This window comes from Pseudarthrobacter lactosi (assembly GCF_055412785.1).
Genome location: NZ_JBVAYS010000003.1, coordinates 109120 through 130959 on the forward strand (window position 1 = coordinate 109120; position 21840 = coordinate 130959).

At 66.9% G+C, this 21840-nt stretch carries 17 protein-coding genes and 1 pseudogene; 8 read left to right on the forward strand and 10 right to left on the reverse strand.

What is annotated here, in order from left to right; all coding sequences use genetic code 11:
* The first annotated feature begins 46 nt into the window (after positions 1-46).
* Positions 47-5233, forward strand: a complete 5187-nt coding sequence (locus tag ACZY0Q_RS13990; protein ID WP_463917739.1) for an Lhr family helicase — start codon at positions 47-49, stop codon at positions 5231-5233.
* Positions 5226-6056, forward strand: a complete 831-nt coding sequence (locus ACZY0Q_RS13995) for an Fpg/Nei family DNA glycosylase (protein WP_463917741.1) — start codon at positions 5226-5228, stop codon at positions 6054-6056. Before ACZY0Q_RS13990 ends, ACZY0Q_RS13995 begins: the two co-directional genes overlap by 8 nt.
* 200 nt (positions 6057-6256) lie before the next feature.
* Here ACZY0Q_RS13995 and yczE read toward each other — a convergent pair.
* A pseudogene (yczE, locus tag ACZY0Q_RS14000) lies at positions 6257-6853 on the reverse strand (membrane protein YczE); the annotation flags it as partial.
* A gap of 61 nt (positions 6854-6914) precedes the next feature.
* Here yczE and yczR point away from each other — a divergent pair.
* Positions 6915-8453, forward strand: coding sequence for a MocR-like transcription factor YczR (gene yczR, locus ACZY0Q_RS14005; RefSeq protein WP_463917743.1), 1539 nt, complete (start codon positions 6915-6917; stop codon positions 8451-8453).
* A gap of 19 nt (positions 8454-8472) precedes the next feature.
* Here the strand turns inward: yczR and ACZY0Q_RS14010 are convergent, their stop codons facing one another.
* A complete protein-coding gene (locus ACZY0Q_RS14010; protein WP_463917745.1) occupies positions 8473-8976 on the reverse strand; it encodes a DUF4188 domain-containing protein in 504 nt (167 codons plus the stop codon).
* A 79-nt stretch (positions 8977-9055) separates the two neighbouring features.
* On the opposite strand from ACZY0Q_RS14010, the gene ACZY0Q_RS14015 reads away from it, so the two are divergent.
* Entirely contained in the window at positions 9056-9631 is a 576-nt protein-coding gene (locus tag ACZY0Q_RS14015; protein WP_463917747.1) for a TetR-like C-terminal domain-containing protein, read from the forward strand.
* A 153-nt stretch (positions 9632-9784) separates the two neighbouring features.
* On the opposite strand, the gene ACZY0Q_RS14020 is transcribed toward ACZY0Q_RS14015, so the two are convergent.
* Together ACZY0Q_RS14020 and ACZY0Q_RS14025 are read right to left on the reverse strand one after the other, a co-directional pair.
* A complete protein-coding gene (locus tag ACZY0Q_RS14020; RefSeq protein ID WP_463917749.1) occupies positions 9785-10477 on the reverse strand; it encodes an SRPBCC family protein in 693 nt (230 codons plus the stop codon).
* The gene (locus ACZY0Q_RS14025; RefSeq protein ID WP_463917751.1) at positions 10470-11162 is read right to left on the reverse strand and encodes a helix-turn-helix domain-containing protein; all 693 of its coding nucleotides are present in this window, start codon (positions 11160-11162) and stop codon (positions 10470-10472) included. Before ACZY0Q_RS14025 ends, ACZY0Q_RS14020 begins: the two co-directional genes overlap by 8 nt.
* 233 nt (positions 11163-11395) lie before the next feature.
* On the opposite strand from ACZY0Q_RS14025, the gene ACZY0Q_RS14030 reads away from it, so the two are divergent.
* On the forward strand, positions 11396-12394 hold the full coding sequence (locus tag ACZY0Q_RS14030; protein WP_463917752.1) for an RluA family pseudouridine synthase: 999 nt from the start codon (positions 11396-11398) through the stop codon (positions 12392-12394).
* Here ACZY0Q_RS14030 and ACZY0Q_RS14035 read toward each other — a convergent pair whose 3' ends face one another.
* Positions 12395-12928 carry an O-acetyl-ADP-ribose deacetylase gene (locus ACZY0Q_RS14035; protein ID WP_463917753.1) on the reverse strand — a complete coding sequence of 178 codons (534 nt, stop codon included), beginning with the start codon at positions 12926-12928 and terminating at the stop codon, positions 12395-12397.
* An 88-nt stretch (positions 12929-13016) separates the two neighbouring features.
* On the opposite strand from ACZY0Q_RS14035, the gene ACZY0Q_RS14040 reads away from it, so the two are divergent.
* Positions 13017-13706, forward strand: coding sequence for a hypothetical protein (locus ACZY0Q_RS14040; RefSeq protein ID WP_463917754.1), 690 nt, complete (start codon positions 13017-13019; stop codon positions 13704-13706).
* Between the two features lie 88 nt (positions 13707-13794).
* Complete coding sequence (locus ACZY0Q_RS14045; RefSeq protein ID WP_463917756.1) at positions 13795-14412, forward strand: DedA family protein; 618 nt, start codon at positions 13795-13797, stop codon at positions 14410-14412.
* A gap of 72 nt (positions 14413-14484) precedes the next feature.
* Here the strand turns inward: ACZY0Q_RS14045 and ACZY0Q_RS14050 are convergent, their stop codons facing one another.
* The 3 genes from ACZY0Q_RS14050 to ACZY0Q_RS14060 form a co-directional block, all read right to left on the reverse strand.
* Positions 14485-14790: a hypothetical protein gene (locus ACZY0Q_RS14050; protein WP_463917758.1), complete on the reverse strand. Its 306-nt coding sequence runs from the start codon at positions 14788-14790 to the stop codon at positions 14485-14487.
* Between the two features lie 146 nt (positions 14791-14936).
* Positions 14937-17762, reverse strand: coding sequence for a phosphoenolpyruvate carboxylase (gene ppc, locus ACZY0Q_RS14055; RefSeq protein WP_463917759.1), 2826 nt, complete (start codon positions 17760-17762; stop codon positions 14937-14939).
* A 174-nt stretch (positions 17763-17936) separates the two neighbouring features.
* The gene (locus tag ACZY0Q_RS14060) at positions 17937-18617 is read right to left on the reverse strand and encodes an NADPH-dependent F420 reductase (RefSeq protein WP_463917760.1); all 681 of its coding nucleotides are present in this window, start codon (positions 18615-18617) and stop codon (positions 17937-17939) included.
* Positions 18618-18787: 170 nt separating this feature from the next.
* Between ACZY0Q_RS14060 and ACZY0Q_RS14065 the strand changes: the two genes are divergently transcribed.
* Positions 18788-19624 carry a DUF1684 domain-containing protein gene (locus tag ACZY0Q_RS14065; RefSeq protein ID WP_463917761.1) on the forward strand — a complete coding sequence of 279 codons (837 nt, stop codon included), beginning with the start codon at positions 18788-18790 and terminating at the stop codon, positions 19622-19624.
* Between the two features lie 65 nt (positions 19625-19689).
* Here the strand turns inward: ACZY0Q_RS14065 and ACZY0Q_RS14070 are convergent, their stop codons facing one another.
* On the reverse strand, positions 19690-20940 hold the full coding sequence (locus ACZY0Q_RS14070; RefSeq protein ID WP_463917763.1) for an acyl-CoA dehydrogenase family protein: 1251 nt from the start codon (positions 20938-20940) through the stop codon (positions 19690-19692).
* A complete protein-coding gene (locus tag ACZY0Q_RS14075) occupies positions 20937-21776 on the reverse strand; it encodes an SDR family NAD(P)-dependent oxidoreductase (RefSeq protein ID WP_463917764.1) in 840 nt (279 codons plus the stop codon). The genes ACZY0Q_RS14070 and ACZY0Q_RS14075 overlap by 4 nt, the downstream gene beginning before the upstream one ends.
* Between the last annotated feature and the right edge of the window lie 64 nt (positions 21777-21840).

The following is a 21840-nucleotide window of genomic DNA, read 5'->3' on the forward strand; positions in this document are numbered from 1 at the left end:
CAGCGGCGCCAGCAATCCTGTCAGTGGGTTAGGGCATGATGGAGGAATGCAGGAGCAACAACCGCCGGGAGCGGAGCCGGACGCCGTTCCGGGCACTCCCATGGGCCGTTTTAGCCGGCCCACGCGGGAGTGGTTCCTGGGCGCCTTTGCGGAGCCTACCCCGGCCCAGACCGGCGCCTGGAACGCCATCTCGTCCGGCTCGCACGCGCTGGTGGTGGCACCTACCGGGTCGGGCAAGACGCTCGCGGCATTCCTCTGGGCGCTGGACAGGCTGCTCGTCTCGGCGCCGGCCCCCGATCCGGAACTGCCTGGACTCGAGGCTGCTCCGGCCAAGGGGGCTAAGCCGGCTAAAGGAAGGCGCCCCCGCCCGCCCAAACGAAAGACCCGCGTCCTGTACATCTCGCCGCTGAAAGCCCTCGGCGTGGACGTGGAACGCAACCTCCGCTCGCCCCTGATCGGGATCACCCAGACGGCCAAGCGGCTTGGACTTCCCGCCCCGCTGATCACAGTGGGGGTCAGGTCCGGTGACACCACGACGGCGGACCGTCGCGCGCTGCTCACCAACCCACCGGACATCCTCATCACCACCCCGGAATCACTGTTCCTGATGCTCACGTCCAAGGCGCGCGAGACCCTCACCGAGGTGGACACCATCATCGTTGACGAGGTCCATGCCGTCGCCGGAACCAAGCGTGGCGCGCATCTGGCGGTCTCCCTGGAACGGCTGGATGCGCTGCTGCCCAAGCCCGCCCAGCGGATCGGGCTCTCCGCAACCGTGGAGCCGCGCGAGCTGGTGGCCCAGTTCCTGGCCGGTTCCGCACCGGTGGAAATCGTGGCCCCGCCGTCGCGGAAAAACTGGGACCTGACCGTCTCCGTGCCTGTGGAGGACATGTCAGATCTCCAGGGTGCCGCGGGCGCCTTCGACTCCGGTCCCGCGTCAGGCCTGCAGCCCCAGGCATCGATCTGGCCCCATGTGGAGGAGAAGATCGTGGACCTGGTGCTGGCCAACCAGTCCACCATTGTTTTCGCCAACTCGCGCCGGCTTGCCGAGCGGCTCACCGCCCGCCTTAACGAGATCTACGCCGAACGGCAGCTGATCGCCGTGGGCGGTGGCTGGGACCCGCCTGACGCAGGTGCCGCAGACTCCGGGTTTCCGCCCGCCGCCCCTGCACTCAGTCCTGCCTTCACGCCTGCGTTCACACCTGCCTCGACTCCTGCGTCCACCGCCACTCCGGCCCACATGATGGCGCAGGCCGGCAGCACGGCGGGAGCCGATCCTTTGCTGGCCCGCGCCCACCACGGTTCCGTATCCAAGGACCAGCGGGCCCTGATCGAGGACGACCTCAAGTCCGGCCGGCTGCGCTGCGTGGTGGCCACTTCGTCCCTGGAACTGGGAATCGACATGGGCGCCGTGGACCTCGTGGTGCAGGTGGAATCGCCGCCGTCGGTGGCCAGCGGGCTTCAACGGGTGGGCCGTGCCGGCCACCAGGTGGGCGAAATTTCGCAGGGCGTGCTGTTTCCCAAGCACCGCGCAGACCTGGTGCACACGGCCATCACCGTGGAGCGGATGCTCGAAGGGAAGATCGAGCGGCTCTTTGTCCCGGCCAATCCGCTGGACATCCTGGCCCAGCAGACCGTCGCGGCCACCGCCCTGGGCAGCATCGATGTAGAGGACTGGTTCGCCACTGTCCGGCGGTCCGCCCCGTTCGCGTCCCTCCCCCGGTCCGCCTACGAGGCAACCCTTGACCTGCTGGCCGGCCGGTACCCGTCCGATGAATTCGCCGAACTGCGGCCCCGGATCATCTGGGACCGGAACGCCGGCACCATCGAAGGCAGGCCCGGGGCCCAACGGCTGGCTGTAACTTCCGGCGGCACCATTCCGGACCGCGGCCTCTTCGGCGTCTACATCATCGGCACCGAGGTGGAAGGCTCCGGTGCGCCGGGAGCGGACGGCAAACCCGCCGCGTCCCCTGCGAAGGGCGGCCGGCGCGTGGGCGAGCTCGACGAGGAGATGGTCTACGAGTCCCGGGTGGGTGACATTTTTGCGCTGGGCGCCACCAGCTGGAAGATCGAGGACATCACCCATGACCGCGTCCTGGTTTCTCCCGCCTTCGGCCAGCCGGGCAAACTCCCCTTCTGGAAGGGGGACTCGCTGGGACGGCCCGTTGACCTGGGCCGTGCGCTGGGCGCCTTCGTGCGTGAACTGTCCGCGTCCGACGTCGGCCCTGCCACCGAACGCTGCAAAGCCAGCGGGCTGGACGAATTCGCCGCGAACAACCTCATCCAGTACCTCAGTGAACAGAAGCTCGCCACCGAGGTGGTCCCCTGCGACACCACGCTGGTGGTGGAGCGCTTCCACGACGAGCTGGGCGACTGGCGGGTGATCCTGCACAGCCCGTTCGGGATGCCGGTGCACGCCCCTTGGGCACTCGCCGTCGGGCAGCGCCTGCACCAACGGTATGGCATGGACGGGTCGGCCATGGCGGCGGACGACGGCATCGTGCTGCGGGTCCCGATGATGGAAGACGAGCCTCCCGGCGCCGAACTTTTCCTGTTTGATCCCGATGAGCTGGAGCAGATTGTCACCGCCGAGGTGGGAGGCAGTGCGCTCTTCGCCTCCCGTTTCCGGGAGTGTGCCGCGCGTGCCCTGCTGCTGCCCCGCCAAACCCCCGGCAAGCGGCAGCCGCTGTGGCAGCAGCGCCAGCGGTCCGCGCAACTGCTTGATGTCGCGCGGAAGTATCCTACGTTTCCCATCGTGCTGGAGACTGTCCGCGAATGCCTTCAGGACGTGTACGACCTTCCAGCGTTGAAGGACATCGCGGCCTCGGTGGAACGCCGCGAACTCAGGATCGTGCAGACCACCACGCAGCAGCCGTCGCCGTTCGCCAAGTCACTGCTGTTCGGCTACGTGGCCCAGTTCCTGTACGAAGGGGACTCGCCCCTGGCCGAGCGCCGGGCCGCAGCCCTGGCCCTGGATTCGACGCTCCTGAACGAGCTGCTCGGCAGGGTTGAACTCCGCGAACTGCTCGACGCGAAGGTCATCGACGCCACCGAGCTTGAACTCCAGCGCCTCGCGCCGGACCGCCGGGCCCGCGGCATGGAAGGCGTTGCCGACCTGCTCAGGTTACTGGGTCCGCTGACCCCGGCAGAAGTCGCGGCCCGCCTGGAACCGGTAGTTGAGCCTGTCGAAACCCCGGTGGCGGAGCCCGACCCGCTGGTTGAGGCAGCGCCGGTGGTTGAGCCTGTCGAAACCCCGGTGGAGGACCCTGCGGTTGAACCCGCCGAAACCACGCATGCCGATACCCCGCTGGCCACGACGCACCTGGCCGCACTCCTGCGGGCCAACCGGGCCATCAAAGTGAATATCGGCGGGGCCGAGCGCTACGCCGCCGTCGAGGATGCCGCGCGGCTCCGTGATGCCATCGGTGTTCCGCTGCCCATGGGCGTTCCCCTGGCCTTCATCGAACCGGTGGCAGACCCCCTGGGTGACCTCGTCTCCCGGTACGCCCGCACACACGGGCCTTTCACCTCGGCGGAAGCCGCGGCACGCCTGGGGCTTGGCGTCGCCGTGGTCAGCACCGCACTGAAACGGCTCGCCGCGGACGGCCGGGTGGTGGAAGGCGAGTTCCGGCCGCACGCCGCCCCGCCGGAGCAAGCGGCCAGCGGCGGGCCATCGGACGAAGCCGCAGTTGAGGATGCCGAAACAGCTCAGGCACTGTCGGCGGAATCCACGCAGACGCACCTTCCCGCCCCAACCACCAGCGAATGGTGCGACGCCGAAGTGCTCCGGAAGCTCCGACGTCGTTCGCTCGCAGCATTGCGCGCCGAAGTGGAACCGGTGGACGGCGCCGCGTATGGGCGTTTCCTGCCGGCCTGGCAGCACGTCCGAACGCCCGGGGCCGGGCGCGGGCAGCCGTCCCTGCGGGGGCTGGACGGTATTGTCACCGCGATCGACCAGCTTTCCGGCGTGCCGGTACCTGCTTCGGCGTGGGAGCCACTGGTCCTGGCCAGCAGGGTTTCCAACTACCAGCCCGCCATGCTGGACGAGCTTATGGCCGCTGGCGAGCTCCTCTGGTCCGGGGCCGGATCACTGCCTGGAAACGACGGCTGGGTCAGCCTCCACTTGGCCGATTCCGCCGAACTGACACTGAATCCCGCCATCGAATATGAACCCGGGGACGCGCAGCAGCGCCTGCTTGAGCATCTGAGGAACAACGGCGGCGGTTATTTCTTCCGCCAGCTGAAGGACGTGGCCGGGGGCATGGACTCGGTGCTCAGCGACCAGGAAGTGGTGTCAGCGCTATGGGATCTGGCGTGGGCGGGCCGCATCACCGGCGACACGTTCGCCCCGGTCCGCGCCCTTATCGCCGGCGGCCACACGGCGCACCGCCAAGTGGCCCGTTCGCCGCGCGCCCGTGCCCCCAGGCTGAGCAGGCTGGGCCGCTCACACGGTACCGGCCTGCTGGGCTCGCCCGGGGTGGGTTCCCCTGGATTGGGCTCCCCTGCGCTGGGCGGCGGACGGTACGGCTCGTTGTCGGGCACGGCGGCAACCCCGCCAATGGCCGCGGGGCGTTGGTCTGCCCTGCCCTCGCCCGAGCTCGACGCCACCATCCACGCCCGCGTAACGGCTGAACTGTTGCTGGACCGTTATGGCGTAGTGACCCGGGGATCCGTCATGGCGGAGCAGATCCTCGGCGGGTTCGGCCTGATGTACAAGGTCCTGGCCCGGCTGGAAGAGGCTGGACGCTGCCGCCGCGGGTACTTTATAGAGCACCTTGGGGCCGCACAGTTTGCTGTTCCCGCAACCGTGGACCGGCTGCGCTCCTATTCCGAGGACACCCAGCTCGCCAAGCCCGAGCCAATGGCACTGGCCCTTGCAGCCACGGATCCCGCCAACCCCTATGGCGCGGCGCTGCCGTGGCCGGCACTCAACGTAGAAGCAGGGACTGGGCACCGGCCTGGGCGGAAAGCCGGCGCACTGGTGGTTATGGTGGACGGCGCCCTGGTCCTTTACGTGGAACGGGGCGGTAAAACGCTGCTGGCCTTCAGCGAGGACGCAGCCGTGCTGTCCGCCGCCGGCGCGGCTTTGGTGGGTGTGGTCACCCGGGGCGCGGTGGACAAGCTGATCATGGAGAAAGTCAACGGCCACGGCATCCTGGACACACCGGTCGCAGCGGCTCTCGCCGCCGCCGGGGCCTACTCCACACCTAAGGGATTGCGGATCCGTGCCTGAGGGTGACTCCGTCTGGCGGGCCGCCCGCCAGCTGCACGAGGCCTTGGCGGGGCAGACGCTCACGGCGTCGGACTTCCGCGTGCCAAGATTCGCCACGCTCAACCTGGCCGGCTGGACCGTGGCGGAGGTGGTCCCTCGAGGCAAGCACCTCCTGATGCGCGTGGTGGGACCGGAGGAGCGGAAACTCACTATCCACTCGCACCTGAAAATGGAAGGGACCTGGCAGGTCTATCCACCTGGCGGACGCTGGCGGAAGCCAGGATTCACCGCCCGGTGCGTCCTCCGCACGGCAGCAGCCGACGCCGTCGGATTTTCCCTGGGCATCGTGGAGGTGGTTCGCACCGCGGACGAGGACACCATCGTGGGCCACTTGGGCCCGGACCTGCTTGGTCCGGACTGGGACCTGGCCGAGGCCGAGCAGCGGATCCGCGCGGCACCCGACGTACCCATCGGCGTCGCCCTGCTGGACCAGCGCAACCTGGCGGGCATCGGCAACATCTACCGCTGCGAGGCCTGCTTCCTGTCCGGTGTGCACCCGGCGAGTCCCGTCTCAGCCGTCCCCGATCTCCGGACCATGATGACGGATGCCAAGCAGCTGCTCGAAGCCAACCTGGGCCCGGGACGCCGAGTCACCATCCTTGATCCGCGAGGCATGCCCGTAGGGCGGATGGCTGGACGTCCGGGTTATTGGGTGTACCGGCGGGAACACCAGCCGTGCCTGAAATGCCGGACCCCCATCCGCCGCGGCGTGTTGGGCAAACCCAATGGCGAAGAGGAACGGGACATCTACTTCTGCCCGCAGTGCCAGCCGGTCCTGCCCTAGGAGTCGTGTCCCGGGAGGTCCTAGGAAATCCTGGCTCCGGGTTCGACGGCGACCGGCTCCCCAGCGTCCGAGTCCTCACCGTCCAGGTCGGCACCATCTGAGTCGGCACCGTCCAAGTCGGCACCGCCCAGTTCTGCACCATCTGAGTCGGCAGCGCCCGGTTCTGCACCATCTGAGTCGGCAGCGCCCGGTTCAAGGACGGCAGGTTCGGACGGAAGCGCAGCGGGCACCATAAACCGCGGGAGCAGCAGCTGCACCAGCGGCCCGATGGCTAGGGCGTAAACCACCGTGCCCACGCCCACGGAGCCGCCCAGCAGCCAGCCCACTCCCAACACGACAACTTCGATTAGGGTGCGCGAGACCCGCACGGACCAGCCGGTGCGCCTAGCCAGCCCGGTCATCAGCCCGTCCCTGGCACCCGGACCGAACCGTGCGCCGATGTAGCACGCGGACGCGATGCCGTTCAGCAGCACGGCACCCGCAAGCATGCCGATCTGGCCGCCCAGATGCGAGAATGCCGGGATCAGTGCAAGCCCGATGTCTGCGAAGACGCCCACCAGTACGGCGTTGCAGAGCGTGCCGAACCCTGGCCACTGCCGGAGCGGAATCCAGAGCAGCAGCACCAGGAAACTCACAATGATGACCACCACGCCGATGCTCAGCCCGGTCCTCCCGGCCACTCCCTGATGGAACACATCCCACGGATCCAGTCCGAGTCCGGCACGGATGAACATGGCCAGGGAGATGCCGTACATGGCGAGGCCGATAAAGAGCTGGAGGAGTCTGCGGGTCAACATAACGACAACCCTGCCAGAGAACTGGCATTTAATTACATAGCCAGTCTGAGATACTGGCCTCATGTCCCCATCACTGAACTCGTCCGCGCTGGCCCGTCTCCTGGGCGAGTGGAACCTCGGCGTCGCGCCCGCCTACCGCGAGCTGGCCGACGTCGTCCGTCTCCTGGTCTTGGACGGCCGGGTCGCCCTGGACACGGCACTGCCCAGCGAGCGGGCACTTTCCGAGGCGCTGGGTGTCAGCCGCACCACCGTAACGGCTGCCTACGGACACCTCCGCGGGCAGGGCTTCCTCAGCAGCGGGCAAGGCAGCCGGGGCCGGACCCGGATTCCGCGCCTGACGCCGTTGGGTACCACTGCGCTCACGGGCCCGGTCCTTGCAACCGCGGGGCGGACGCCCGGAACAACATCTCCCGGGCTCGCGGCACCGGAGGGGCTGATCGACCTCGCCTACGCATCGCTGCCGGCCAGCGGCGAGGTGGTACACCGCGCGTTCGCGGCCGCCCTCACCGAACTTCCCGCGCTCCTGCCGGGCTTCGGCTACGACGCCATAGGCCTGTTCCCCCTGCGCGAGGCGGTGGCGGCACGCTATACGGCGGCCGGCGTGCCGACCACTGCCGAACAGATCCTGGTGACATCGGGCGCCCAGCACGCCCTGAACATCATCATCCGAGCCGTCGCGGGGCGGCAGGACAAGGTGCTGGTGGAACACCCCAGCTACCCGAACGCCCTCGACGCCATCCGCTCGGCCGGTTGCCGGCCCATCCCGGTGGCATTCACCACAGCCCGCGACGCCAACACGAACAGGGCCGACGGCGGTCCGCACCCTTTGGCTTGGGACATGCACGCACTGCAGGCCGCCATGACACAGCAGCGTCCCAGGATGGCGTACGTGGTGCCGGACTTCCACAACCCCACGGGACAACTGATGCCTGATGTCCAGCGGCGCCAGCTGGTCCGGGCGGCAGTGGCGGCCGGGACGGTCCTAGTGGTGGATGAGACCCTCCGCGAGCTGAACCTCGACGGCGCCGAAACCAGTCCGGTGGCAGCCTTCAGTCCCGCCGTGGTCACCATCGGATCGCTCAGCAAATCCCACTGGGCCGGCCTTCGGACGGGCTGGATCCGCGCCTCCGGAGCCATGATCCAACGGTTCGCGGCGGCCCGGACATCCCTCGATCTGGGCGGACCGCTTATGGAACAGCTGGCGGCAGCCCACCTGGTCCGCGCCCTCGACGAGCCGCTCCCCGCACGGATCAGCGCCCTCCGGGACAACCGCGCCGCACTTCAGGAGCTCCTTGCCGAACACCTCCCGGAATGGGAAACAGGACACCCTGCGGGCGGCCTGTCCGTCTGGTGCAGGCTGCCCGCACCGGTAAGCACTGCGCTGACGGTCATCGCTCCGGATTTTGGCATCCGGCTGGCTGCTGGTCCGCGGTTCGGCATCGGCGGCGCCTTCGAACGCTACCTCCGGGTGCCCTTCACTCTGCCGCCGGACCAACTCAAAACCGCTGTCCTCGCACTGCGGTCGGCCCAGGACAGGCTCGACGCCGCCCCGCAGCTACGCCGGACCCTGAAGGACGCGCCTGCCCTGGCCATCGCGTGACGCGCATGGGCTTTCGGGATCAGGCGGTGCCGGCGCCCCGCCCGGCGGTCCGGCCCATCCGCTGCTTGGCCGTATTGGTCCCGGCCCCGACCGGGACATGCGCCGTCGCCTTGGCCAGCCCGAACTCCGGCATCCCGTTGTAGACAACCTCGATCCCGGCTGCAGGTACCTGGTACGTCTCATGCCAGACACCGACGTCGCCAGTCCCGGAGAGTTCCTTCATGAATCGACGCCACGGTTTCAGGTGTGGGGACTCCCGGTCCGCGGCGAACTTCCGCAGGTGCTCGGGGCTCTCCCAGTAGCTGAGCAGGATGGTGGTGCGCCCGAACCACTGCTCAAATCCGAGCATTCCTGCGTCGGGATCGACGGCCAGGTGCTGGAGCATCCGCGGCATGGCGGCAGCCACCTTGCCGACGGTCCCGACCTTCCACCAACGGTTCGCCCGCATGCCGATCAGGAAGACCGTCACTGATTCGCGGCCCGGGTCAGCGGTGTAGCGGCCGGGAAAAACCTTCTGCGCCATGGGAACTCCTCAGGTTGCCAGTTTCATAACTTTGTTTCATAACACTGTTACGAAACAAGGTTATGAAACAATGGGCCCCATGGCAAGACCCGTAGTGCATAACGATTCCCTCAGGCAGGACCTGCTGGCCGTCACCGCTGACCTGGTGGACCGCGACGGCCCGGCGCGTGTGAACCTGCGGGATGTGGCAGCGGCAGCCCGAACGTCCACCACGGCCGTCTACTCGCTTTTCGGTGGAAAATCCCAGCTGCTGACCGCCGTCGTGGACGACGGGTTCCGGTCATTCCGCGACTCACAGATGGCCGCAGCCCCGGGCGGCCTTCGGGAACTTGGCGTGGCCTACCGCACCTGGGCGCTGGAACATCGAGCGCTCTACCGGCTAATGTTCGGTGGCGCGCTGGCCGCCTACGTCGATTGCCAGCCCAGCCCGGACGTTGCGGCCGATGCCATGGTGCCCCTGATTGAAACAGTGGCTTCCGCCCAGTCCGCGGGCACTGTTCTGCAGGCGCCCGCGGAAATGGTCGCCGTCGCAATCTGGGGCCAGGTCCACGGCCTGGTGAGCCTGGAGCTGGCGCAGGTTGGCCCACCGGACGCGGACTGGGCCGCGGTTTACAGCTCTGCCCTGGACGCCGTCGCCCGCGGCTGGGCCGCCTGAGGCCGCTACACATCCCCTGCGCAGACATTTCGAGGCGCAAATCCGCCCGTGACACGCAAAATACCTGGTGCGGGCGAAATTTCCACCGCGTCAGGTATTGTGCGGGTCGATTAGTGTTTTGCGAGTCGAGAACGCAGCCAGCCCCACGAACCTCTATGCGTAGACCCTTTCGAGGAAGCCTCCCCAGGCGTCCGCGGTCGCCGAAGAGTCCCCCGTGCCGCTGAAATCGTGGACCGTCATGCCCACCGGAGCACCAAAGGCATTGCGGCCGAAGAACCGGTACATCGCAGCCGAGGTCCGCAGGCCCAGGAAGTGCTCGTTGGAGAAGTCCACTTCCCCGGACAGCCGCCCCACGCCGTCGAGCTCCAACTCAACAGACGAACCCTGCGCGGCGGAGTCCACGCCCAGCGCCTTCTTCAGGCGTTCAAAACCGTCCGGGGTCTGCGATGCCGCGGGTGACTGGATGTCCGTGAACACCACCGGCTTGCCGTCGAAATGCTGCAGGTACTGGGCCAGGGTGTGCAGGTAGAACTCGGTGTGCTTGCTGGCGCCGTCGTACTGTTCGTCCCAGTTGTCGGCGAATATCCCGCTGTGGACGTAGTGCAGCCGGGCGCGGCCGCCGTCGAGGGGTGCCAGGACGTGTTCCAGCTGGTTGAACCAGCCGTCGGGACCGTCCATCCGGGAGACGAGATGGGCTGGACACTCCTGCACGGTCTTGACGTCCGGCCACTGGTCCGTGGGGAACATCCACGCCGGCGTTCCGTTGGTCACGGCTTCCCAGACGCGCTCGGGCGTGCCGGGCAGTTCGGTGTCGTAGACGATCTCAAATTCACGGTTGTCAGTCATTGTGCTGCTCCTTCACTGAAAGGGGTTTGATGGGGGTTTTGAGAACGGGATGAAGGGCGACGACGAGCCGGTGCTTCCGCCCGCCGCTCGCCGGAGTGCCGCTTGCCGAAGCGCCACTCGCGGGAGTGCCGCTTGCCGGAGTGCCGCCCGGGCCGGCAGCCGCACCGCCGTCGTGGTATTTGTCCACCAGGCGGGTCACGGCAACGCCGAGCTCCTCGGCAAACGCGGCCCTGTCTGCTGCGCTGCGGAAGGTGATTTCGCCGTCGATCGCGAATGTGGCCAGCTTCTGCTTGGCCGCTGCGGCACCGGCGATCAGCTTGCCCACCTCCTGAACCATTCGACCGGCGAGCGCCAGCAGCCAGAAGGCCGAGAAGCGGTCCGAGAACCGGTGCGGATCCGGCGCCACGGACGCGAGGGCCACAGGGGAAATCAGGTACGAGGCCGCCGTTGCCTGGAGGACACGCTCGGTGACGTTTCCCTTGCGCCGCTCCTCCACGAGTTGCACCAGCCCGTGCCGCTCGAGGGCCTTGAGGTGGTAGTTGACCTTCTGCCGCGGCAGGCCCACCTTGGCGGCAAGCTGCGTGGCCGACCCCGGCTCGGAGAGCTCCTGGAGGATGCGCGTCCGGATCGGGTCCAGCGACGCTTCCGCCGCGGCCGGGTCCTCGATCACTTCGATGTCCAACATGTGTCCATCATGCCAACCGACAACTTATATTGTCAAGAACTTTTTTTCCGTCGGTCAATGGGCTGCGTTCCGGCGACGTGTCCGCCCGGCGACTGGCGCTCCGATACGACGGTTCCCTGCAGACCAGCTGGCGCTGGACATCGAGTGGGCAGGGAGCCGTCTAAACGGGCGCGCGCAACAGACCCGGGCGCGGGGCGGAGCCGCAGGAGCCGGCAAAGTAGAATGGACCGGTGATGCAATCCCCCCTCCCCGTGCGCGACGGCGTCAACGCCACCCGCCTGCGCCTCCCGGACGAGGGACCGTGGACCACCGCCATGGACTACATGATGCACCGCTGGGGCCACATCGATCCGCAGGGCATCGAGGACAGGTTCGACGCCGGCGAGATCGTGGGCGAGGGCGGCGTCGCCCTGGACCGGGCCACCAGGCTCGAGGACCACACTTTCATTTGGTACTACCGCTCATTGCCGCCGGAGACCCGGATCCCGGTGGAAATCAGCATCCTGCACCAGGACGACCACCTCCTCGTAGTGGACAAGCCGCACTTCCTGCCCACCACCCCCGGCGGCACCTACATCCAGGAATCGGCCCTGGTCCGGCTCCGGAACCAACTCAAACTCCCGGACCTGATCCCCATGCACCGCCTGGACCGGATGACCGCCGGCGTGCTGCTGCTGTCCACTAACCCGGAAACCCGCGGAAATTACCAGGTGCTCTTCGAGAAGCGGCAGGTGCAGAAGGAATACGAGTGCGTGTCCGCTGCGGAGTCTGCCCCCGGACACCCCGCAGTCGACTTCCCCGTGGTGGTCCGGAACCGGATGACCAAATCCCGCAGCTACCTGCTGGCCGAAGTCATCGAGGGCGAGCCGAACGCGGAGACCCGGATTGAACGGCTGGAAACGTTCGACGGCGGCGCTTCCGTGGGTGCCGCCGGCACCGGCGACGCCGGTACCCGACCCCGGGGCACGGGCAGTACGCCCCGCCTGGCGCGGTACCGGCTGGAGCCCCACTCCGGAAAGACGCACCAGCTGAGGGTGCACATGGCCTCGCTGGGGCTGGGCATCGTGAATGACGCGTTCTATCCGGATCTGCTGGACAAGGCCCCGGACGACTATTCCAAGCCGCTGCAGCTTCTGGCCCGCGGCATCCGTTTTGTGGACCCCATCAGCAAAAAGCCGGTGGAGTACCGCAGCGGACTGCACCTCAGCGAAGCTGCTCAAACACCGCGCTGATCACGCACCAGGCTGATCAAACACCGTCCTGAAGGCCTGCTCCATGTCGGGGCCGAACAGCACCATTTCCACCAACTCCAGCGCGCTGGCCGGATGCGAGGCACCAAACCCCGTGACGGCGTCGTACGCGGCCTCCGCCACCTGGCGCCCGTGCCAGCCGTACACTCCCCCGCCCACCGCGGGTAGTGAAATGGAAGCGGCGCCCAGCGAATCCGCCAGCCGCAGGCTTTCGCTGAAGCAGGAGACCAGCAGTGCCGGGTTGGTCTGCCCGGCGTGCCGGTTGGGACCTACGGTGTGGATGACCCAGCGCGCCGGGAGCCGGAATCCGGGAGTGGCGACGGCGGCCCCCGGCGCCAGTCCGTGCGGCAGGACCGTTTCGCGGAGTTCGCTGCAGGCTGCGAGCAGTTCCGGCCCGGCCGCGCGATGGATGGCCCCGTCCACGCCGCCGCCACCCAGGAGCGAAGAGTCGGCCGCGTTCACGATCGCGTCAACGCTGCGGGTAGTGATATCGCCTTGGAGGATGGTGATCCGCATGCCGCCAGTTTCCCACCGGGACCTTCTGGATGTCAGGCCGGAGCAGGAATATCCTGTGAGAGGGGCTCGCGCAAAGGTGAGGACCATCGTGGACACATTCATCGAAATCCCCGGAGACCGTACAGCGGCCAAGTTTGCCTACGCGGCCGCGGGCATAGGCGCAGTGGGCGTGGCCACACTGGGCGCCATGTTCGCCATCGAGGTCCCAAAGAACGGCCCCTATGTTTTCGGCACCATCAACGATGCCACCGGCGGCGTCTTCCAGCTAATAATCATCCCGGTGATCGTCCAGGTCCACCGGCGAGTGCGCCGCACACCCGCCTCCGAGGCAGCCAAATGGCTGGTGATCGCGGCCAGCGCCGCAGGTTCGGCAAGCTCGTTCCTCCTCGTTGCGAAGAAGCTCGATTTCAATGCGTCTACCGGCATCTCGGTCGGGGCAATGGTGGTCCAGGCCGGCTGGTTCCTGCTGGCCCACCAGGCGCTGCTCAAGTCGGGCGGCTATCCACAGGATCTCGCGAAGCTGGGACAGTTCATCGGAGGCGCCTTGGTGGTGGCGCTGCCCTTGGCGGCACTAACGGCCCTGGAACCGGCACCGGCCTGGATCCGCTGGGGTATCGGCGGAGCCGGAATCGCCGTGGGCGCCACCGCGTGGGTCGCCTGGCCGTACTGGTACTTCCTCGCCGCGCGGCACCTCAGCCACGTTTCCAGGGAAGTTACCGGGGAAGATCGCGGCGGAGCCCCGCGGCCACGCCGCCGGAAGATCGGCGCAGGGTACTGAGGCACTCGCTGAAACCACCGCCGGGTAAGGAGGCGCCGCCGGCCAGCCCAAGCCGGGCTGCCGCGCAAAAGTGCGGTACTTTGTGGCCATGGACTTTGGCGACGCCGACAGCTGGGGGGCGGCGATCTACTTCTGGATCATCCCCGTGGTCCTCGGCGATGCCATCTTCCCGCCCATCCCGTCAGAGATGGTGGTGATCACCGGCGGCGCCCTCTCGGCCGACGGCCGGGCCAACGTCTTCCTGGTGGGGGCGCTGTCCGCCGTGGCGTCCTGGCTCGGCGACATGGTGGTGTTCCAGCTCTTCAAACGCCGGCTGAGCCACATTCTGGACCGGTGGCGCTGGGGCCGGAAAGTCCATACCGGCATCCATGCGGCCATCGCCAAGGCCGGCCGCTCCTCCACCTACGGGACCATCATCGGCGCCCGCTTCATCCCCGGCGGGCGGCTGGCGACGTCGGCCGCTTCCGGGATCGCCGACGTCTCCGCCCGGGGTTTCAGCCTGTGCGCCGGCCTCGGCGCGGTCCTCTGGGCCAGCTGGCTGGTGGGCCTTGGCTACTTCACGGGATCGGCAACCAAGCTGCCGTTCTGGGCCAGTTCGCTGATCGGTGTGGTGCTGGGCCTGGTGATCGGCGTCGTCGTCGGCATCATTGTCACCCGCCGGCGCGGCACCCGCTCACCCGTGGACGAGCCCGCCCCCGGCGAGTGAGCTTATCGCCGGTGAGTTCGAGCGGGTGAGTGAGCCTGTCGAAATCGGGTCCCGACCAGCTCGACCACCAGTTTAGACAGGCGCCCAGCGGCCGCGGTTGCGGCGGAGCACCATCAGTGAGCCGGTGAGCGCAACGCGTTCGACGGCGTCGCGCATCATCGCTGCCGATTCGCGTGCCTGCTGGTTCTCGCCGCTGTATTCGGTCGCCTCCACGAGGAACCGGAGGTTCAGTTGGGGGACGCCGGCAGCAAGTTCGATCTGGTTGGATTCCACATGGTGACGGGTCTCCAATGCCTCCACAGCGGCGGCCATCACTGCTTCCGGCGCGTTGCCAGGTTTCAGGCCGGTGATTTTCAGGCGCGTCTGGAACGATGGCATGCCTTCAACCCTATCTGCACACGGCCCTCCGCTCCCCAAGCCGCCAAACCCTCTCTCACTTTCTGCAGGAAATACATAAACCCTCTTGCACAGGGTGCGAGAGGGTTTATGAAAAAGCCGCATTAAGTGAGAGAGCGTTCGGGGGGTTAGCCCGTGTTGCGCAGGCCGGCCGCTACACCGTTGACGGTGATCAGCATGGCCCGCTGGAGCCGTTCGTCGATCTCGGCACCGCTGATGCCTTCACCTTCGGCGCCCTGGGCAGCCCGCACGCGGCGGAGCAGTTCCACCTGCAGGTAGCTGATGGGGTCCAGGTACTGGTCCCGGATCTCCAGCGAACGCTTGAGCGTGGGCTGGGCATCTAGAAGGACGTTCTCACCGGTAAGGGTCTGGATCTCGGTGACCGTGAGGTCGAACTCTTCACGGATGGCCGCGAAAATGTGGTGCAGTTCCTTGGGAACGAGGGTGGCCACGTAGTACCCGGCGATGTCCAGGTCCGTTTTGGCCAGCGTCATCTCCACGTTGGAGACGACCGACCGGAAGAAGTGCCAGTTTTGCATCATCTCCACCAGCTGCTCGGAGTTTCCGGCCTCGCGGGCAGCCTTCAGGCCCGAACCAACACCGAACCAGCCCGGCACGATCTGCCGTGACTGCGTCCAGCCGAAGACCCACGGGATGGCGCGCAGACCGCCAAGACCCGCCCCGGAATCCGGGCGTTTGGACGGGCGGGAGCCGATGTTCAGCGAGCCCAGCTGCTCCACCGGAGTGGAAGCCAGGAAGTACGCGGGCAGGTCCGGATGGTCAATCAGCTTCCGGTACCGGTCGAAGGCACCATCGGAGATGATTTCCATAACGTGCCCGTACCGTTCACGCTGGTCATCCGAGGTGCGGGGGTCCCGGTGCAGGGCCGAGCCCTGCAGCACTGCCGCGAGGGACAGCTCCAGATTTTCCCGTGCCAGTTCGGGCAGCGAGTACTTGTCCGAGATGACTTCGCCCTGTTCGGTGAACTTGATCTCACCTTCGAGCACGCCGTTGGGCTGGGCCATGATGGCGTCGTAGGTGGGTCCGCCGCCGCGGCCCACTGATCCGCCGCGGCCGTGGAACAACCGGACGCGGACACCATGCTTGGCCGCCACGTCGCGCAGGTTGCGCTGGGTCTTGTGGATCTCCCACTGGCTGGTCATCACGCCGGATTCCTTATTGGAGTCCGAGTAGCCCAGCATGATCTCCTGCACGTCGCCGCGCAGCCGAACCAAGTCACGGTAGGACGGGACGGACAGCAGCTGGTCCACGATCTCCGCCGAGGCACGCAGTTCCTCCACCGTCTCCAGCAGGGGCGCGAACCCGATCTTGGCGTAGGGAGATTCGCCGAACAGGTTGATCAGGCCTGCCTCGCGGGCCAGGACGGCCGCGGCCAGGACATCGTCCGCGCCCCGGGTCATGGAAATGATGTAGGTCTCGATGACGTCCGGCCCATACGTGCGCAGGGCGCGGCGGACCTCACGGAAGACGTCGTACGTGCCGTCAGCGACGCCGTCGAGCTTGATCGGGTGGCCGGACAGCGGCCGGCGTGACGCCAGCTCCGAACCGAGAACCTCAAAGCGTTCCACCCGGCTCAGTTCCGCGTAGCGGATGCCGGGGCCGCCCAGCCGGTCCATCAGCTGGCCAACGGCCTCGTGGTGGTAGTCGGCGTGTTCGCGAATGTCCAGGGTGGCCAGGTGCAGGCCGAAGGACGCGACGGCGCGACGGACGCGGGCCAGCGCGCCGTCGGCAGCGAGTGTCGCCGAGTGGTTGCGGAGGGACAGCTCCAGCAGTTCGAGGTCGTTAAGGAGCTCCTCGGTGGAGCTGTAGTCACGGCCGTGCTCATGGGTGGAGTCCGCGGCTACCCGCTTGCCCGTGTTGATGAGCTTGGCCTTGATGCACGTGAGCTTGAGGCGGTAGGGCTCCTGGGCGTTGAGCTCCAGGACGCGCCGGTCCAGGCCCGGCAGCTTCTTCAGGTCCGCGTCGATGGAGTCAAGCAGGGTCTGGTCCGCGCCGGACAATGCGGTGGAGTTGGACAGGATGGAGATCAGCTCGTCCATCATCGCGATGCTGATGCGGACGGCGTGCTGGTTCTGGATCTGCAGGATTTCCCTGGTGACCGCTGCCGTGACGTTGGGATTGCCGTCCCTGTCGCCGCCGATCCAGGACCCAAACCGGATGGGCGCGTCCTGTGAGGACAGGCTGACGCCGTGCTCACCGAGCAGTTCAGAGAAGTCCGAGAGCATCTCGGGCATGGCATCGGTCAGGATGCCCCCGAGGTAGTAGATCGCGTTACGGGCCTCGTCCACCGGGGTGGGGCGTACCTGGCGCAGTTCGTCGGTCTGCCACATCTGGTCAATGACTTCCGAGAGCTGGCGGTCCTGCCGGCGGCGCGCGGTGGTGCCTTCCTTGGTGGGCTCGGCCAGGACGTCAGAGAGCTTGCGGATCTTATCCAGCACGGAACGGCGCGAAGCCTCGGTGGGGTGGGCGGTGAAGATGGGGCGGACGTCAAGTCCGTTGACCACTTCCTGCAGGACTTCGGGCCCCGCCTTGGCGGCGATTTCGGTGACAGCCTTGGCCAACCACCCGTCCTTCTCCGTCCGCGTCCGCAGGCCGCGGACGCGGTGGACCTGCTCGGCGGCGTTGGCCAGGTGGAAGTAGAACGCGAACGCACGCACCAGGTCAGTTGCCTGCTCGATCGGCAGGGAGCCGAGCAGTTCGCGCACCTGTTCGACGACGTCGTGCGCGCTCCAGGGGCCGGTGGCATCGGCACCGCCGCGGGCGGCTTCCTTGGACTCCTTGGTGAGGAGGCGGACCTGCTCCACCAGATCCAGGAGTTCGGGCCCGTGTTGGCGGACCAGGGATTCGCCCAGCAGGGTGGAGACACGCCGGACATCGGCCCTCAGCTCAGAGGCGAGGTCGGTTGCGGAATTCATTGCAGCAGTGTTAGCCATGGAAACTGTCTTTCGAGGGTTCGGACTTGGCTCGTACACTGCGCTGGATACTGTGAGCCACGTTACTAGCTATCGATGCTACCCGCACGGGATGGCGAAGGCGGAATCCGTCTCAGATATTGCGCGGGACTCACACAGCGAACATTCAGGTCAGGCGGGTTGGGGTGCAGGATCTCAGCGGACAATCTTGAAGTTGAAATCAAGAGTCCCCAGGACTCCGTACAGCCGCAGCCACACTGGAAGCATCATCTCCGCCCCGCGGGCGGTGGTGATGTCACCGAGGTCGATAATGTCGCAGTGGCCCAACTCCCGGAGGAGTCCGGTCACGGTGTTCTTGGCGTCGGCGTCGTCGCCAGAGACAAATACGGAATGATCTCCGCCGCCCAGTCTGCCGGGGTCCACCATCAGCCCGGCGTTCATCGTGTTCAGGGACTTGACCACCCGCGCGTCCGGGAACGCTCGTTGGATCCGTTCGGCATTGCTATCAGTGTTGACGGGGTTCAGCAGCGGCGGCATGCCTTGGGAAAAATCGAGGGGGTTGGACACGTCGAGAATGACTTTCCCCGACAGATTGGCCGAATCCGCGGAGCTGAGGGCACTGAGTGTGCCGGCCCCGTCCGTTGCATTGACTATAAGTTCCGCCGCGGCGGCGGCATCCGCGAAGGTTTCCAGGGCGATGTGCTGGTTCGAGGCGTGCCATTCGTTAAAGGGCGGCGCGCCCATGGCGCTGGGTGTGCTGCGGGCGAAAGTTTCCCGCGGGTCCCGCGTGCCCACCACCACATCGTGTCCCAGAGCGGACAGCGCGCCCGCCAGGGTCCGGCCTACGGTACCTGTGCCCAAGACTGCGATTTTCATGCTTCAGACGTTACTATCGGCCGGCCGCAGGGCATAGGGCGCAGCTGGGGCTGCAGCCAGGTCTGCAGCCCCAGCGGTTCGTGGTGGTCCATGGTGGAATGGACAGCGTCTGCGCCGGGTTGTAGGCCTTGACGTTGTAGCCGGGAATCAGATCCCCTTTGGGAGGAACCATGAACACCACCGCAGCCGCGCAGCTGGAACGCTGGCAGCGCTTCCGCACCAACCGGAACAAAGCCCTCGCCACCCGCCACGGCTGGCTGACCCTCACCTCGTTCCAGTGGCTGGAATCTTTGCCCGCCGCCGTCGACCTCGCCCCTGGCCTATGGTCAACGGACGGTACGACGGCGACGCTCACCGCTGCGGCACGGGACGGGCTGACGCTGGTGGAAACCGGCGAGCCCGTCGACGGGACCATTACGGCTTCCCTCGCCAACGAGGAATCCCTGATGTGGGTGCAGTTCGGCGGTGCGGACGGGCAGCAGGTTGTGGTGGAACTCGCCATGCGTGCGGACCGGTACGCGATCCGGACCCGCGATTCCGGGTCGCCGGTGCTGACCGAGTTCGACGGCGTGCCCACCTTCGAGTACAACCCGGACCTAGTGATAGAGGCAGCCTACGAGGCGTACCCTGAACCGGTGGCCATCCCGATCGGAACAGCCAATCCATTGGTGGACGGCGTGCACTATTCGGTGGGCGAAGTGGTTTTCCGACTGCCGGGGATCGACCACGAGTACCGGCTGCACGCCGAGGAGGAGAAACTGGGGGCACTGACCATCACGTTCCACGACGAAACCAACGGCGAATCAACGGATGACTGGCGGAAAGTCTCCACCCCCAGGCCCCGGATTGATGCCACCGGGAACGCCACCGTGGTTCTGGACTTCAACCGCGCCATCAACTACCCCAGCGCCTTTACCCCGTACGGTACCTGCCCCATGCCCGTGAAAGGCAACAGCCTGGACGCGAGGATCGAAGCCGGCGAGAAGGACCCGATGCTCACCGACTGAGCGCGAACGTACACTTGGGGCCTAATTCGCCGGGCCCCAAGTGTACGTTGGCGGTGGTGCCGGGGTCAGACGATCGCGGAGACGCCTGTGACCGCCCTGCCCACAATGAGCGTGTTGATTTCGAACGAGCCCTCGTAGGTGTAGATGGCCTCGGCGTCGGCGAAGATCTTGGCCATCCGGTAGTCGGTCACGATGCCGTTGCCGCCAAGGATGGACCTGCCCAGCGCCACGGTTTCGCGCATCCGGGCGCTGGTGTAGGCCTTGGCGAGGGCCACCTGCGGCATCTCCGCGGCGCCGTCGTCCTGCAGCTGCGCGATACGCGCCATCATGGCCATGCTGGCTACGGTGTTGCCCAGCATGGTCACGAGCTGCTGCTGGATGAGCTGGAATTTCGCCAGCGGCCGGCCGAACTGATGGCGTTCGACGGCGTACTGCCGGGCAACGTCGAAAGCCGCCAACTGCTGCCCCACGGCCTGCCAAGCCACCATGATCCGCGAGCCACGCAGGAGCTGGTTGGTGTCCTCGAAACTGCTGATGCCGGCGAACCGGTCGGACTCGGCGAGGTGGACATCCTCAAACACAATGTCCGCGTTCTGCACGGTCCGGAGCGCAATCTTGTTCTCGATCCGGCTCCGGCTCACACCCGGCAGGGAAGCATCAACGATGAACCCGCGCACCGCGCCATGCCCGCCGGCAGCCACGGCCTCGTCCCTGGCCCACACCAGCATGTAGTCGCAGAACGTCCCGTTCCCGATCCAGCGTTTGGCGCCGTTGAGCACCCACGAATCGCCGTCGTCGTCGGGCTCTCCCGTTGCGCTGGCGACGCGTCGGGCACGGGTCTCCATGCCCCCGGCCACGTCGGAACCGTGGCCGGGTTCCGTCAGCGCGAACGCCCCGGTGATACGCAGGCTTGAGGCGTCCGCAAGCAGCCGCGCCCGCTGGTCAGGTGAGCCGAATCCGTAGAGCGACTCCACAAAGAGGTCGTGGTGGACCAGGAAAAATGTGGCGATCGACGTATCAACGCGCGTCATCTCGGCGATGACCAGTCCCGCGAAGAGGTTGCTGTAGCCGCGCTGCGCCGGTGTGCTCAGCTCCAGTGCGGCAAGTTTGGGCAGGATATGCGCCGGGAACTCCGCCTTGTTCCACCAGTCCGACGCGTACGGGGCGATCTCCGTGGCCAGGAACTCCCTCAGCTCGGCCAGCTTGGCCCGCTCCTTCAAGCTCAGGAATGACTCGTAAGCGAAAAAATCGGCGGCGGGCAGGTCGTCAATCGACGGTTCGGAGGTCGACTGTTCCGAAGCGCCAGGCAGGCTCATTTCGGGCCCATTCGGATGGCGCCGTCGAGCCGGATGGTTTCGCCGTTGATCATCGCATTTTCCACAATGTGCGCCACCAGGTTGGCGTATTCGGCGGGCTTGCCCAGGCGGGACGGGTGCGGGACCTGCTGGCCCAGGGAAGCCTGCGCTTCCTCAGAGAGCGTTGCCATCATGGGCGTTTCGAAGATGCCCGGGGCGATGGTCACCACCCGCACCAGCGCGCGGGCCAGCTCACGGGCCAGCGGCAGTGTCATGGCGGCGACGGCGCCCTTGGAAGCGGCGTAGGCCGGCTGGCCGATCTGCCCGTCGAAGGCAGCTACGGAGGCCGTGTTGATGATGACGCCGCGCTCGGGGCCGCCCAGCTCGCTGCCCACCGGTTCCGTTGAAACCATGGCAGCGGCCGCCAGGCGCAGCACGTTGAAAGTCCCGATCAGGTTGACCTGGATGACGCGGTTGAACGTGTCCAGCGGAAGGACGCCTTCACGGCCCAGGACCTTGCCTGGTGTGGCAATGCCGGCGCAGTTCACAACAATGCGGAGCGGTCCAAGCGCCACCGCGGCGTCGACGGCGGCCTGCACCTCCGCTTCGTTGGTGACGTCAGCGGGGACAAAGGCTGCGCGCGCCCCGTAACTGGCAGAGCCGGAACCGTTCCCCGAACCGCTGCCGGCGACGTTCAGCGCTGTGGCGTTGAGCTCGGCGGCGTAGGCCGCACCGGCGGAGGACGGCAGGTCGATCAGCACCACCGAGGCGCCGGCGTCGAACAGGCGCTTCGCTGTGGCAGCGCCCAGCCCGGAAGCCCCACCCGTAATCAGCGCGACAGTACCCAAGACGTCCATACATCCTCCTTGATGCGGCCCCAACACCATAAGACCGGCGCGGAACATTAGTTAGTGCATGTTA